11 protein-coding genes are annotated in these 13,796 nt (G+C 62.0%); 7 read left to right on the forward strand and 4 right to left on the reverse strand.

Features of this window, described 5'->3' with window-relative positions:
- Positions 1-145 precede the first annotated feature (145 nt).
- Positions 146-1,000 carry an alpha/beta fold hydrolase gene (locus M2400_RS32780; protein WP_259201323.1) on the forward strand — a complete coding sequence of 285 codons (855 nt, stop codon included), beginning with the start codon at positions 146-148 and terminating at the stop codon, positions 998-1,000.
- Here M2400_RS32780 and M2400_RS32785 read toward each other — a convergent pair.
- The 3 genes from M2400_RS32785 to M2400_RS32795 all read right to left on the reverse strand — a co-directional run bounded on the left by M2400_RS32785 (position 981) and on the right by M2400_RS32795 (position 5,239).
- A complete protein-coding gene (locus M2400_RS32785; protein WP_259201324.1) occupies positions 981-2,498 on the reverse strand; it encodes a glycosyltransferase family 39 protein in 1,518 nt (505 codons plus the stop codon). The genes M2400_RS32780 and M2400_RS32785 overlap by 20 nt on opposite strands.
- Before the next feature lie 59 nt (positions 2,499-2,557).
- The gene (gene arnT / locus M2400_RS32790) at positions 2,558-4,213 is read right to left on the reverse strand and encodes a lipid IV(A) 4-amino-4-deoxy-L-arabinosyltransferase (protein WP_259201325.1); all 1,656 of its coding nucleotides are present in this window, start codon (positions 4,211-4,213) and stop codon (positions 2,558-2,560) included.
- A 342-nt stretch (positions 4,214-4,555) separates the two neighbouring features.
- A complete protein-coding gene (locus M2400_RS32795) occupies positions 4,556-5,239 on the reverse strand; it encodes a histidine phosphatase family protein (protein WP_259201326.1) in 684 nt (227 codons plus the stop codon).
- Between the two features lie 346 nt (positions 5,240-5,585).
- On the opposite strand from M2400_RS32795, the gene M2400_RS32800 reads away from it, so the two are divergent.
- The 6 genes from M2400_RS32800 (at position 5,586) to M2400_RS32825 (ending at position 12,856) form a co-directional block, all read left to right on the forward strand.
- The gene (locus M2400_RS32800) at positions 5,586-6,254 is read left to right on the forward strand and encodes an ABC transporter ATP-binding protein (RefSeq protein WP_259201327.1); all 669 of its coding nucleotides are present in this window, start codon (positions 5,586-5,588) and stop codon (positions 6,252-6,254) included.
- A gap of 1 nt (position 6,255) precedes the next feature.
- Entirely contained in the window at positions 6,256-8,730 is a 2,475-nt protein-coding gene (locus M2400_RS32805; protein WP_259201328.1) for an FtsX-like permease family protein, read from the forward strand.
- Positions 8,720-9,784, forward strand: a complete 1,065-nt coding sequence (locus tag M2400_RS32810) for a lipocalin-like domain-containing protein (protein WP_259201329.1) — start codon at positions 8,720-8,722, stop codon at positions 9,782-9,784. The genes M2400_RS32805 and M2400_RS32810 overlap by 11 nt, the downstream gene beginning before the upstream one ends.
- Positions 9,785-9,926: 142 nt before the next feature.
- Positions 9,927-10,898 carry a hypothetical protein gene (locus M2400_RS32815; RefSeq protein ID WP_177048815.1) on the forward strand — a complete coding sequence of 324 codons (972 nt, stop codon included), beginning with the start codon at positions 9,927-9,929 and terminating at the stop codon, positions 10,896-10,898.
- On the forward strand, positions 10,895-11,263 hold the full coding sequence (locus tag M2400_RS32820; protein ID WP_259201331.1) for a hypothetical protein: 369 nt from the start codon (positions 10,895-10,897) through the stop codon (positions 11,261-11,263). The genes M2400_RS32815 and M2400_RS32820 overlap by 4 nt, the downstream gene beginning before the upstream one ends.
- 123 nt (positions 11,264-11,386) lie before the next feature.
- The gene (locus tag M2400_RS32825) at positions 11,387-12,856 is read left to right on the forward strand and encodes a PPC domain-containing protein (protein ID WP_259201332.1); all 1,470 of its coding nucleotides are present in this window, start codon (positions 11,387-11,389) and stop codon (positions 12,854-12,856) included.
- Between the two features lie 54 nt (positions 12,857-12,910).
- Here M2400_RS32825 and M2400_RS32830 read toward each other — a convergent pair whose 3' ends face one another.
- Positions 12,911-13,588 carry a sterol desaturase family protein gene (locus tag M2400_RS32830; RefSeq protein ID WP_177122136.1) on the reverse strand — a complete coding sequence of 226 codons (678 nt, stop codon included), beginning with the start codon at positions 13,586-13,588 and terminating at the stop codon, positions 12,911-12,913.
- Positions 13,589-13,796 lie beyond the last annotated feature (208 nt).

The raw sequence follows: 13,796 nt of genomic DNA on the forward strand, positions 1-13,796 counted from the left end.
CGAGGTGCCGAGTGGTGGGGCAAGAGCGTTTTGCTTACTTTTGCGCTTTTCAAAAGTGAGCCGCTGTAAGAGCGGAACCCATAGCGGCCATAACCGAAGAAACGGATATGCCCCCAATCCCAGTCACCAAGGAATCTAACCCCCCATGACAACCCAGTTCGATGACCTGCCACTGATCCGTGGCCAAAGCTTGGAAATCCGCCCCAACCGCCACCTGAGCCTCACCCACCACGTGGGCACCACCCAACCCGACACGGTGGTGTTCTTCTGCCACGGCGCCGGCGGCAACAAGGACCAATGGCGCCACCAATGGCAAGCCCTGAAAACCGAAGGCTACAGCCTGGTCGCCTGGGACCTGCTAGGCCACGGCGAAAGCGCGAAACCCCACAACGCGGATGCCTACGCCTGGCCGGAACTGGTCGCCGACTACCTGCAAATCCTCAACCGCTACGGCGGCCCCCGCAACCTGATCGTCGCCCACTCGTTCGGCACCGGCCTGACCCTGAGTACCTTGCTGGCTAAACCCGCGATCCCCATCGAAGCCGCATTACTGCTGGGCACCCAACTGAACCGCCCCGGCAAAAGCGGCGGCCTGATGCGCCTGCCCGCCTGGATCCTGGAATGGCTGCGCCCACTGCTGGCCAAAGGTTTCCGCCAGGCCGCATGGAACGCCAAGGCCGACCCCGCCCTGGTCGCCTACGAAGAAAAGCTCACCGAGCGTAACCCGCTCCACATGTTCAAGGCCCTGATGAAAAACGCCCAATGGCCAGACGCCAACGCACTGCTCACCCTGACTTTGCCCGTGAGCGTACAGGCCGGTGACAGTGACGGCCTGACACCCGCCAGCGGCGGCGAAGCATTGGCCCGGCATCTACCCAATGCAACGTTCCAGTTGCTGCCCGAATGCGGCCACCAACTGATGCTCGAAAAACCCGAAGACGTGCTGGCCGCTTTTCACCGACTCACCGCCAAACCCCCGATCACGGCGCTGTCGGAATAAACGCCACGCTGCCACCGTCACGTTTGTGGAACAGCCGCTCGCCATTGTCCGGCCGGGTACTGATCACCTGATGATCGCTGCCCAGATACGCCAGCGGCGCCGGCTCATCCTTGGTGTACTGCGCCACAATGATCGTGCGTTGCGGGTCGAAGTGCCGGCCGCTGGTTCTGTCCAGCCACGCCATGAACGCCGCACTGTCACCCTGGCGCGGGAAGTCCTGGGTTTCGGCCACGTAGTAGAACGGCGCCCCACCGTTTTGCAGGTACATCGGCACCTTGTTGTCGACTTCCACCATCACCATCTGCCACTCATTCCACGGCGCGCTTTGCACCGCCTGGGCCTGCACGTCCTCGGCAAAACGGGTCACGCCGCCGTTGCCATTGGTCCACGGATACACCACCCCGAGCACCAGCAGCATCACCCCGGCGGCAATGCCGAACCCACGAAACCAACCCCGGCCGACCGTGCCTTTGCGGGCAATGCGCTCACTGACCCACCACGCCGCCAGCAACTGCGCGAACGGCACCAGCGGCAGCACGTAGTAGCTGCGCCGGCTGCCACTGGCGGTGAAGAACACAAACAGCAGGCCCAGGCCCCACACCAGCCAGCGCGTGTTGGGCGGGGTGTCGCGCCAGTGCCGCACGGCGAGCCACAGGCCGAGGATCCAGCAGGGGGCCCAGGGCAAGGTGTAGGCCGGCAGGTAGATCAGGTAGGTGTAGATCGGCCCCATATGGTCGAACGGGTCGAAGAAGCGCACCACGTTTTCCCGGAACACCAGTTCCAGGCCGCTTTCACCGTAGGTGGGTGCGCCGTAGAGATGGGACAGTACAAACGGAATCCCGTAGAACGCCCCGGCGATGATCACCGCCAGCACCAGGCGCAGGTTGAGGTGGCGCTTGTAGCGTTGTTCACTGAGCAGGTGCGGCAACAGCACCAGCCCCGGCAGCACGAAGCCGATCAAGCCCTTGAACAGCGACGTCGCCGCCAGCAACAGGAAGAACACCGTGTAGCGCCCCAGCCGCGTATCGTCCGGCCCGCGCCAATACCACCAGACCGCCGCGAGCACGCCGCACACGGTCAGCACATCTGCCGTGGCCACCCGGGCCCAGAAGATGAAGTAGAAGGTGGTCGCGAGCATCCAGCCGGCAATCAGGCCGGTGCCCTTGCGGAACAGGCGCTCGCCGAGCAGGTAGACCAGCCAGATGCTCAGCCACGCCGAGATGACCGACGACAGGCGCAACGACCACGGCCCCAGGCCGCCCATCAGGTTGGCAAAACCGGTGATCAGCCAGTACGACGGCAGGGGTTTGTCGTAGTACGGGGTGCCCTTGAGGTAGGGGTCGAAGTAGTCGCCGCTCTGCAGCATGTGCAGGGTGATGTTCGCCCAGCGGGTTTCCGGGCCCCACAGGTCGCGGGCGCCCAGGCCCAGCAACAGGATCACGGCGGACACACCCAGGAGCAGCAGCAGGGCGCCGCGTTCGGTTTTCCAGAAATTCATCAAGCAATTCCAATGTGGGATGAGTGTTGAATGGGTCACCCCACACTAGTGCTGTCGTGTTACGGCAATTGCGGGTAGATGATGATCTCCAGGTCACCTTTGTAATAACGCTTGCCCCCCAGCGGCAACTGCCCGGCTTCGCGCATTTCACTGGTGCTCCTGACCCGCATCAGCACGCCCACCGAACCTTGCTGGCGCGCCTGTTTGAGCCAGGCTTGAACACTGTCCAGGCCGACCTTGCGGTGCATCGAGTCGGCGTATTGCAGGCCGTAGCGCAACTCGCCTTCGGTGTCGTAGAACGCCACCTCGGGCCGGCGCAGGCGCCATGACAGGGCTGAGGCAGAGCCCAGCTCGTTGCTCAACAGCGCGTGGGTCTGTTGCAGCTCGTCCAGGTGCTGGAGCACAAACTGGTCGGGCATCTCGTTATCTTCGATCATCGCCGGCATGCCCGCAGGCAACAGTGCCACCAGCAGGCCGATGCCCAGGGCCGGCATCGCCCACAGCGTCAGTGGGCGAAACGCTTGCAGCAGATTGGCGAGCATCCAGCCCATCAGCACGATGAACGTCAGGGACAGGTTGAACATCTCGCTGTGGCTGTTGCCGTACAGCGGCCTGGCGATTTGCAGGTAGATCAGCGTGACCATCGCTGCCAGGCCGATGCCCAGGTTGAGCAGGCCATTGAAGCGCAGCGTGCGGGTGCGGGCATTCGCCAGCAGGTCGATCAATGCATGGCCCATCAGCAGCGCCAGCGGCAGCAGGCACGGCATGATGTAAGTCGGCAACTTGCCGTTGCTCAAGCTGAAAAAGCCCAGGGGCAGCAGCATCCACAGGGCGAGAAAGGCGATGGCGGGTTGGCGCTTTTCGTTCCAGGTCTTGCACAGGGTGGTCGGCAGCAGCGCCGCCCACGGCAGGCACGACACCACCATCATCGGCAGGTAAAACCACCAGGGCCGAGCATGCTGGGCGTTGTCGGAGGCAAACCGGCGGATGTGCTCATGCCAGAAGAAGAAGCGCCAGTAATCCGGTTCCTGCAGGTGGATGGTCAGCGCCCAGGGCAGGCACACCACGGCCGCCACCAGAATTGCCAGCGGGCCGTAGCGCAGCAGTTCACCCAGGCGACGCTGCCAGATCATGTACGGCAGGGCGATCAGTACTGGCAGCAACCACGCCAGGAATCCCTTGGTCATGAAGCCCATGCCGCAGGCCACTCCCAGCAGCGTCCAACTGGCGAGGCGAGTGCGAGCTGTGGAGCTGTCGAGGGCAAACCACAGCGCCGCCAGGCTCAGGTTGACCCAAAAGGTGAATTGCGGATCCAGGTTGGAATAACCGGCTTGCCCGGCCACCAGGCCGAAGCTCATATAGAGCAGGGCGCAGGCAAAGCTCTTGCGCGGGTCGTTCCACAACCGCCGGGCGATCAGGTAGGCCAGCATGACGCTCAGGCCAGTGGTCAGCACGGAGGCAATGCGTACGCCGAACAGGTTTTGACCAAACACCGCCTGGCCCAGCGCAATCAGCCAGTAGCCGGCGGCGGGTTTTTCAAAATAGCGCACGCCCATGAAGTGCGGTGCCACCCAGTTGCCGCTCATGATCATTTCCTGGCTGATCTGGGCGTAGCGGGTTTCGTCGGGAATCCACAGGCCGTGCAGGCCCAACGGCAACAAATAGAACATCACGAATGCCAGTAGCAATACGGGCAATGGTTTAAGGCGGGTCATGGCTATTGCACTCTCAAGCAGTATTGACGGTGTATCAGCGCGAGCGCTGGATCAGCCATGCGCGAGGGGTGGAGCGTGTTCGGGTAGAAGTACGGCACAGAACGTTATTCCTTAAACAGTCTGTTGGTGGGCGCGGAGTTGAATATCCATGCGCCCTAGTCAAGCTCGTTAAACGTGGAGCGTCCAATGAGTCATCGAAAGTCATGATCATACGGTGAGTGTCTAAATGATTAGCAAGCTATGAATGGCGTCCAGGTAAGTTTGAATTAAAACTGTAAAAGATCTCATGCCTTGGCTGTCTTTTTGCTGAACAAGTTTGAATGTTCAAATGTAAATAAGTGTTCAAAGTTGCTTTAGCACGGCCGCCCAGTCCTTGGGGTTCATAATACCCAGTGCCTTGAACTTTCCATTGGGCAGAACCTTTACGAACAGGGCACTGCCATATTCGGCATGGGCGGCGTGTTCGAAGCCCAGGGCTTCTTCGAAGTCGCTGATGCAGGCGCTGTGGGTGACGAGCAGCAAGTTGCGGTCCGGGAGTTTGTGGGGAAGCAGTTCCTCGCCGATGGCGGGGCCGCAGATGGCCAGTGGGCCGGGTGACAATTCGGATTTACCGAACATGAACAGCGAGGTCTGCGCGGTGCGGGTGGTGGGGCTGCTCAGTACGTCGGTGTTTTCCATGCCCAGGGTCTGGAAGGCCTTGCCGGTGGCGGTAGCGGCCACCGAGCCGATAACGGTCAGGCCGTCTGCCGGGCCGAGGCAGGGATGGGAGGAGCGGTCGCAACGTTCTTCATGACGTACCAGCACCACCAGGTCGCCGTTGCGCCAGGCTTCCAGGGCGCCGGAGGTGAGCAGGCGATGGCCCACGCCCAGGTCCAGGGGCGAGCGTGGCCACCAGATAAACGCCGTCACCGCCAGGCTGACCATCACGATACCGGCCACGCCAAGCCATAGCTTGTTCAACTGCTTTAAAAAGGCCCAGCGCGAGCGCGACTTGCTCAGACTCAGGTCAACCACACTATTCACCATAGGTAACTTCCAGGCGTAATCCGGTAACTGGCAGTGGCAAGTTAGGCAAGGCGCCAAGTGACGAACGCTTATGCAGGAATGTGCAAAAGCGTGTCACAGGCGCGCTGTCTTTTTGCTGAACATACCAATATAAAAAATTGTTCATTTGCATTAACAAGCGTTTGAAAATAACCAGCCCGTTATCTGTGCATGGGCGGCAATTTAAAGTTCGGCAGGTGGCGGCCGAGTGAAATCAATGTGAAAAATTTGCAGCGGGTCATAGGGCGCTCCTTTTGCCATGGTTGTGACATAAAAATGTGACAACCGTTATTCTCGGACTCAGTCCATAAACCGGTGGGGAAGCGTGATGCTGCAGGTACGAGGGGTATTCAAGAGCTACGGCACGCCGCAAGGGCCGCTGGCCGTGCTGGCGGGTGTCGACCTTGACTTGGGCGCGCGTTTCAGCCTCGCGCTGATGGGCGAGTCCGGCAGTGGCAAAAGCACGCTGCTGCACCTGGTGGCCGGGCTCGACCAGGCCGACCGTGGCAGCATCCTGGTGGGCAATCAGCGCCTGGACCAGATGAGCGAAGCGCAACTGGCCCACTGGCGCCGTACCGAGATCGGCCTGGTGTTCCAGCAGTTCAACCTGATCGGCAGCCTGCGGGTGGAAGACAACCTGGCATTTCAGGCACGCCTGGCCGGACGCCTCGATCCGGCATGGCAGGCGCAATTGGTGGAACGCCTGGGCCTGGGCGACTTGCTCAAGCGCTACCCCGAACAGCTGTCCGGCGGCCAGCAGCAACGGGTCGCGGTGGGCCGAGCCCTGGCATCGCGCCCGGGCCTGCTGCTGGCGGACGAACCCACTGGCAACCTCGACGAAGCCACCAGCGACGACGTGCTGCAATTGCTGCTGGACCTGCTGCGCGACAGCCCCACCAGCCTGTTGATGGTCACCCACAGCCCGCGTATCGCGGCGCGCATGGACCAGCAGGTGGTGTTGCACCGTGGCCAGGTGCTTGCGGCGGACGCCCGCTGAAGTGCGCGTCTTCCATTGGACACTGCGCGCGCTGCTGAGCCATTGGCGTCGCCACCCGGTGCAGTTCTTCAGCGTGCTCACCGGCCTGTGGCTGGCCACCGCGCTGTTGACCGGTGTGCAAGCCCTCAATAGCCAGGCGCGGGACAGCTATGCCCGCGCCAGCCAACTGATCGGCGGCGAACCCCAGGCCAGCCTCAGCGCACCGGACGGTGCCAGTTTCCCCCAGGCGCTGTTTGCCGAGTTACGCCGCGCCGGGTGGCCAGTGTCGCCGGTGGTGCAGGGCCGCGTGCTGCTCAAGGGGCATGAAGACCAGCGCCTGCAAGTGATGGGCATCGACCCGGTGTCGTTGCCCGGCGGTGGCGCGCTGGCCGGGCAGACCCTGGACCGGGCGCAGATGATCGCGTTCTTCAACCCGCCAGGCCGCACCTGGATCGCGCCGCAGACGGCGCAGGTGCTGGGCCTGAAAGAGGGCGACCAACCGCTGACGGCCAGCGGGCTGGCGCTGCCGCCACTGCATGTTCAAGCGGACATGGCCCCCGGCCTGTTGCTGACCGACATCGGCTTCGCCCAACCGCTGCTGGACATGCCCCAGCGCCTGTCACGGTTGTTGCTGGACAAGGCCTTTGCCGCCGCGCATCCCACCTTGCCGCCGGAACTGGGTGCGCAACTGCAGCTCAAGCAGGCTGAGGAAAACAACCTCGCGCGCCTCACGGAAAGCTTCCACCTGAACCTCGATGCTCTGGGCTTTCTGTCCTTTGTGGTGGGGCTGTTTATCGTGCACGCCGCCATCGGCCTGGCCCTGGAGCAACGGCGCGGCCTGCTGCGAACCTTGCGTGCGTGCGGGGTGAGTGCGCGGATGCTGATCCTCAGCCTGGCAGTCGAACTCGGTGGCATGGCCGTGCTCGGTGGCCTGGTGGGCGTGGCCAGCGGGTATCTGTTGGCCAGCCTGTTGCTGCCGGACGTGGCCGCCAGCTTGCGCGGCCTGTACGGCGCCGAAGTGCCCGGCCAACTGAGCCTCAGCCCGTGGTGGTGGCTCAGCGGCCTGGGCCTGGGTTTGCTCGGCGCCTTGCTCGCCGGGGCCAGCAGTTTATGGCGGGCGGCGCGCTTGCCGTTGCTGGCGCTGGCCAATGCCCAGGCCTGGCACCAAGCCCATGGGCGCTGGCTGCGACGCCAGGGTTGGGTGGCGGGCGCGGCTTTATCGATCGCGCTGCTGGCGCTGGCGTTCGGCGATAGCCTGGCCAGCGGTTTTGTCTTGATGGCCGCGTTGTTGCTCGGCGCTGCACTGGGTTTGCCGGTGGTGCTCAATGGCGTACTCAAGACGGTATTGGGGCGCAGCCGCTCGGTGCTGGGCCAATGGTTTCTCGCCGATTGCCGCCAGCAATTGCCGGCCCTGAGCCTGGCGTTGATGGCCTTGTTGCTGGCGTTGGCCGCCAATATCGGCGCGGGCTCGATGACCTCGGGCTTTCGCCAGACCTTCAACAATTGGCTGGAACAACGCCTGACCGCCGAGCTGTACCTGAACCCGCAAACCCCGGCCCAGGCCGAGCAGTTGCACACCTGGCTGGTGCAGCAACCGCTGGTGCAGACGGTGCTGCCGACCTGGCAGGTCGCGGTGCAGCTGCAAGGTTGGCCGGCGGACCTGTTCGGCGTGGTCAACGACGCCACCTATCGCCAGCATTGGCCGTTGCTGGAAGCGGCGGCGGATCCCTGGGACCAGTTGCTGCAAGACGACACCCTGATGCTCAGCGAACAAATGGCGCGCCGGCTCAAGGTGCGGCTGGGGGAGGTGATCAGCATTCCCACGCCCCAAGGCCCCTGGTCGCCGAAGGTGGTGGGGATCTACGCCGACTACGGCAACCCCAAGGGCCATCTGCTGGTGAATGCGAGGCACCTGTTGCAGCACTGGCCGGGATTGTCGCCAGCGCGTTTCAACTTGCGGGTATTGCCGGGCAACGTGCCGCTGCTTGTTCGTGAAGTGCAGAGCCAGTTTGCCCTGGAAGACAGCCGCATCGTCGACCAGCAGCAGCTCAAGGGCTGGTCGAGCCAGGTCTTCGAGCGGACGTTCGCCGCCACCGCGGCCCTCAACAGCCTGACCCTGGGCGTGGCCGGCGTGGCGTTGTTCATCAGCCTGCTGACCCAGAGCCAAAGCCGGCTTGGCCAGTTGGCGCCGCTTTGGGCACTGGGGGTGACGCGACGCCAACTGATGCTGCTCAACCTCGGCCAGACCTGGCTGCTGGCGGTGCTGACCCTGGTGCTGGCGTTGCCGCTGGGCTTGCTGCTGGCCTGGTGCCTGGACGTGGTGATCAATGTCCAGGCGTTCGGTTGGCGCCTGCCGTTGCAGGTCTTCCCGTGGCAACTGGCGCAACTGCTGGGCCTGGCGATGTTGGCCACCTTGCTGGCGTCGGCCTGGCCGTTGTGGCAGCTGTACCGCAGTCGCCCGGCGGATTTGCTGAGGACCTTTGCCAATGAAGATTAAGTACCTGCTGTGGGCGACGTGCCTGCTGCTGGGCGCCTGCGATAAACCGCCCGCGCCTGAAGAGAGCTTCGCCGGGCTCGGAAGCCAGGCCGCGGATTTCGCCCAGGTGGTGCCCGGCAAGGTCTTCAGCTTTCCCGAAGACCACGGCCCCCATGATGGCTATCGCATCGAATGGTGGTACCTCACCGCCAACCTCAAGGACGCCGAGGGCAATGCCTACGGCGTGCAATGGACACTGTTTCGCAACGCCCTCAAGGCCGGGCCGACGCAGCCGGGCTGGCACGACTCGACCCTCTGGCTCGGCCACGCCGCCGTCACTTCGGCCACCCGCCATTACGCCACCGAACGCTACGCTCGCGGCGGCGTGGGGCAGGCGGGAGCGCAGGCGGTGCCGTTCAATGCGTGGATCGATGACTGGAATTTCGCCACCCGCCCCGGTGCCGCCAGCCCCCTGGCGGACATGCAACTGACGGCAGCCGGTGAGCATTTCAACTACGACCTGCACCTGACCTCCGGCCGCCCGCTGGTGCTCCAGGGCGATAACGGCTATAGCCGCAAATCCGACCAGGGCCAGGCGTCGTACTACTACAGCCAGCCGTTTTTCCAGGCGGATGGCCGCGTGACCCTCGACGGCAAGACCTATCAGGTCACCGGCACCGCCTGGCTCGACCGCGAATGGAGCAGCCAGCCCCTCACCGCCAGCCAGACCGGCTGGGACTGGTTCTCCCTGCACCTGGACAGTGGTGAGCAGTTGATGCTGTTTCGGGTGCGGCAGAAGGACGGGCCGTCATACCTGACGGGCACCTGGATCGACCAGCAAGGCCAAACCCAGACCTTGCACAACCAGGACATCCAACTGACACCGCTGGGCACCACCACGATTGATGGGCGCAGCATTCCTACCCAGTGGTCGTTGAAAATCCCGGGCAAGCAGCTGGACATCACTACCCAGGCGCTTAATCCCAAAGCCTGGATGAACCTGAGCATTCCTTACTGGGAAGGGCCGGTGAAGTTCCCGGGTGGGGTGGGGTACCTGGAGATGACCGGGTACTGAGGTCGAGGTTTTTTGTAGGCATTAATTACCTGCCAGGTAGGTGATTTCCCAAATGTAATTTCAGCCGTCCCAGCCTTGTGTCCGGGCCGCGTTCGGCTGCTTATATTCCTGCGCCATATTCATTACATCAGGGATGTAAGTGATGGCGCAGGGATACATCAATGACCGCACCACGGACTACCTCAGTTTGAAATCCCGGTTGCTGACCGGGTCCAGCCGGCAACTCTCCGATCAGTTCGACGCACTGAACCTGCACTTGCGTCAGGCCCGCCTGGTGACGCCGGGGCAGATGGTGATCGTTCCCGACGACTACGGTGTGGCGTGTACCGCCGATGATGCCTGGTTGATGCGCCATGCCCAGGAGATTCGACGCAACCTGGAGCTGGATGCTTCGGCGGGGACGGCGGTGGTCAATAACTATGACTTGCTGCAGAGCTTTCTGGGTTACAGCTCCTTGGGTGTCGGCAGCGCGACGTCGGCGTGGGGGCGACACCTGGACGAGGTCCAGCACACATTGGAGGAGGTTGAACGGCTGCATCAGCGACTGAAGAGCGGTGCTGTGAACAAGGAGACGTTTATCCAGCAGCGCCAGATGTTGTTCCGACGTCTGGATATTCAATTGCAAGGCGCTGCGCGATTTGGCACGAGCCTGAAAACCAATAAATCGCTGAAGAAAGTGCTGGGCATTTCCACCAAGAGTTACCTGCACAAGAGTGAAATCGTGGGCTATACGCAGCGGGTTCGCAGCATTGCCGAGACGTCGAGGTTTTTGGGCAAGGGGACGTATGTGGGGCTGGCGCTGGATGTGGGGGTGGCGGGGCTGGAGGTCAAGGAGGCGTGTATGGAGGGGAGGGAGGCGATGTGTAGGCGGGCGAAGTATGTGCAAGGTGGGAAGTTGGTGGGTGGAGTAGGTGGTGCTGCCGGTGGCGGGGCACTAGGTGCAAAGTTGGCGCGTGGTTTGTGTAAGGTCGTTTTGGGCATCGCTACTCGAGGGAAAGGGGAACTCGCTTGCGGGATTATTGGCGGTGCTGCAGGAGGGTATACCGGTGGAACCGTGGGGGGATCGCTTGGAGAAATGGCCGGTGACCTGATCTATGAGGGGGAAGAGGCATGAGTATGTCGTTACACGGGTTTACCGTGATTTTATTGGGGGTGTGGCCGTTTGTTTTTTTGGGTTTGAAGTTATTCGTCGAGTACAAAAAACTGGATGAACTGGAAAGCTACTTCAGCGATAACGTTTTGGTCCGTGACAACAAACGGTTTTGGCGCAGAAACCAACTGATCGACAGATACATGCGCCTGAGTCTGATTGTCGACTTCCTTTCGCTCCCCAAGCTGCATATCAGAAGGGGGGATGTGACGGCGGCAGAGCTGGCGTCTGTTCCCCTGTCTCTCAAGCGCTGGGTGCTTTGGCCGTATCGTTTTGGGATGGCTGGATTTGTAGGTGCTGGGCTCTGGTACGTCTGGATTAAAGGGTAGTCGCTGCAAAAGATTTTCCAATGTTGCTGTACATATATACAGCTTTATCCTACATTCCATCCCAGGTGACCGGATGTCACCGGTCACCTGAGCTTCAATTTTTTAACTATGGATGGATAAAAAATGAAATCTAAAAAAGCCTTTGTACTGGGCGCGGCCATGATGGCTGCCAGCTTCGTTTCGGCCTTTGCCCTGGCCGAGCAATACCCTTCGCAGAGCAGCGTGCACCTGAGCGAAAAAAGCTTGAGTGCAGCGGTCAAGAGCGCCCTGAAATCCGGGGGCAAGGTGCCGGCCACGGCGTCTTCGGCGCAGGTGCTGGATAAGCTCAAGGTCGCACAAACAGCCAAACCCGTCGGTGTGTCCAGGCAGGTTGCCAGCGTCGCGAAGCCCTCTGAAAGCGTGCAGATTGCAGCGGTGTCACGGCTGGTAAAATCGGCCAAGGCGCCTGCTGCCCAGGCCGCGTTTGTGCCGCTGTGCGACAGCCTCGATATCAATGTCGGTTACAGCTATGACGGATTGCTGAGTGGCCAATCCCAGTGCTTCCATTTCAATGTGCCTGCCAAGGCCAAGGTGCAGATTTACCTCGCGGGTCAGCAGCCGGGGACCGAAATGGCCCTGACGCTGTTCCAGGACGACGGGCAGAACAACCTGACGGCACTGATCACGTCTGATAACCCGGGCAACAGCGACGAAGTCATCAGCGGCATGCTTGAAGCCGGGGACTACTACTGGTTCCTGGAGGCCAAGGTGGCTGACGGTTCGGCCTTCGACTTCGGCGCGATCGTCAACACCGCGATTGACGCCTACGAGCCCAATGACACCGCGGAAACCGCGTTCGCCTTGCCGGACCGCTTGAATTATCTGACGGGCAACCTCGACAGCCCGGATGACGTTGACTACTTCGATTTCGCCGCTGTACGCGGGCAGGGCGTCAGCCTGTTCCTCGGTGATGACGACAAGGGCGTGCGTAATCAGTGGATCTTCGAGTACTTCAACGGCAGTGCCTGGGTCAACATTCCGGGTGGCTCAACAGCGACCTTTCCCAGCCGCGCACCGGGCTTTGTCTACAAGGCGCGCGTGCGGGCCAACCCCGCTGAGGTGTGGGATGCCAAGTCCGAGTACAAGCTGACGTTCGGTTCAAGTCCGCACCTGACGGACTCCGATGCGAGGGGCGGAACGGTGACCCGAATCCCGGTGGGCGTCGCCCCCCTGGCGACCCAGGCCGGTCGTCTCATCACCTGGAGAACCGAATGGAAAGACAGCACGGGTGCACCGTTGGTGGGGGTCACTTCACAGCTGAAGGTCGACAAGCGTTTTGTTCCGGGTCCGGACTTCAACTGGACGGTATTCTCGGCCGTCACCGATAGTGCCGGCAAAACATCGGGGAGCGCGGAGTTGGGCGGTTGTGTCGGTGACTACCGTGCCCAGTACTACGACAGCAGCACCGGTGTGAAGTACCTCTGGGACACCTGGTACAACGTCGGCGGCTGGCGCATCGACCTCAAGGAGTTGCCGAATGTCGGCGTCGGTGGCGATAACGTTCCCTACGTGAGCCTGGGGCATATCTGCAGCCAGGACATCATTGGCCGATAAGGGCGCATAAACACTTTTGCGACTGGTAGACGCCCCACTTAGGTGGGGCGTTTTTTATTGGGCTTTTTTTGATTCGGGCGTTTGCGGTTCCCAATGCAGGGTGCCGAACAGGTAGTCCATCAGCGGCAGGACGATATTGAAGTTGCGCCCCTGCATCAGTTCGCGACGGTGATGCAGGGCGTGCAGGTGGTGCATCTGGCGGATCCATGGCAGGCGGGCCACGGGGTGGTCGGGGTGCAGGTGTTCGCAGGCGTGGAAGAATTCATAGAGCAGGTAGCCGAGGATCATGCAGCCGGCGAACAGGCCGGCGACGTTGGGGTTGAGGTGTTTGAGCAGCCACCAGGCGGGCAGGGTGATGGCCAGGCTGTGGATCAGGATGAGCCAGGCGGGGAAGAGGATGACGCGCCAGTCTCGGGGGCTGTCGTAGGTCATGTGGCCGGGGGTGAAGAAGCTGTGGTGGTCGCCGGTGTGGCGGGCGTAGAACAGGCGGGCGACGGGGTGTTTGTGGTGGCCCAGGTGGCGGTGAACGAGGTAGATGCACAGGTTGAAGAAGACCAGGGTGAGGGGGATGGTCAGCCATTCCAGGGGTTGGATGTGTTGGGTGGTGGACCAGAACAGGGTGATGCAGAGCAGGCCGTAGCTGAACACGAAGCCGGCGTGGAGCCAGGGGTTGTAGTGGTGGGTGATGCTGGCGCGGTAGGCGGCGCGGAAGGCCTCGGTAGGGTGGGTCATTGGGGGCGCTCGGTGTTGTTTTTGTTGGGGGGTGAGCTTAGTTGGGATTGGGGGTTTTGCCTGGCTTCGCTGGGGGGGGCTCTGGGTACATATCCGTTATTTAAGTAACGGCTGCCTATGGTTTCGCTCTTACAGCGAGTCACTTTGCAAAAGCGGCAAAGTAACCAAAACGCTCTGCCCCGCCTGTCGGCACCTCGCCTAGGCTCGG

The sequence above is a fragment of the Pseudomonas sp. BIGb0558 genome (genome assembly GCF_024807515.1).
In the GTDB taxonomy this organism is placed as follows: domain Bacteria; phylum Pseudomonadota; class Gammaproteobacteria; order Pseudomonadales; family Pseudomonadaceae; genus Aquipseudomonas; species Aquipseudomonas yamanorum_A.

Bases quoted from the DNA above. Each gene is read 5' to 3' on its own strand.
- M2400_RS32795 (WP_259201326.1), bottom strand. From the start codon at position 5,239: ATGGTGAATAGTGTGGTTGACCTGAGTCTGAGCAAGTCGCGCTCGCGC.
- M2400_RS32830 (WP_177122136.1), bottom strand. From the start codon at position 13,588: ATGACCCACCCTACCGAGGCCTTCCGCGCCGCCTACCGCGCCAGCATC.
- M2400_RS32825 (WP_259201332.1), top strand. From the start codon at position 11,387: ATGAAATCTAAAAAAGCCTTTGTACTGGGCGCGGCCATGATGGCTGCC.
- M2400_RS32810 (WP_259201329.1), top strand. From the start codon at position 8,720: ATGAAGATTAAGTACCTGCTGTGGGCGACGTGCCTGCTGCTGGGCGCC.
- M2400_RS32780 (WP_259201323.1), top strand. From the start codon at position 146: ATGACAACCCAGTTCGATGACCTGCCACTGATCCGTGGCCAAAGCTTG.
- M2400_RS32820 (WP_259201331.1), top strand. From the start codon at position 10,895: ATGAGTATGTCGTTACACGGGTTTACCGTGATTTTATTGGGGGTGTGG.
- M2400_RS32785 (WP_259201324.1), bottom strand. From the start codon at position 2,498: ATGAATTTCTGGAAAACCGAACGCGGCGCCCTGCTGCTGCTCCTGGGT.
- M2400_RS32800 (WP_259201327.1), top strand. From the start codon at position 5,586: ATGCTGCAGGTACGAGGGGTATTCAAGAGCTACGGCACGCCGCAAGGG.
- arnT (WP_259201325.1), bottom strand. From the start codon at position 4,213: ATGACCCGCCTTAAACCATTGCCCGTATTGCTACTGGCATTCGTGATG.
- M2400_RS32815 (WP_177048815.1), top strand. From the start codon at position 9,927: ATGGCGCAGGGATACATCAATGACCGCACCACGGACTACCTCAGTTTG.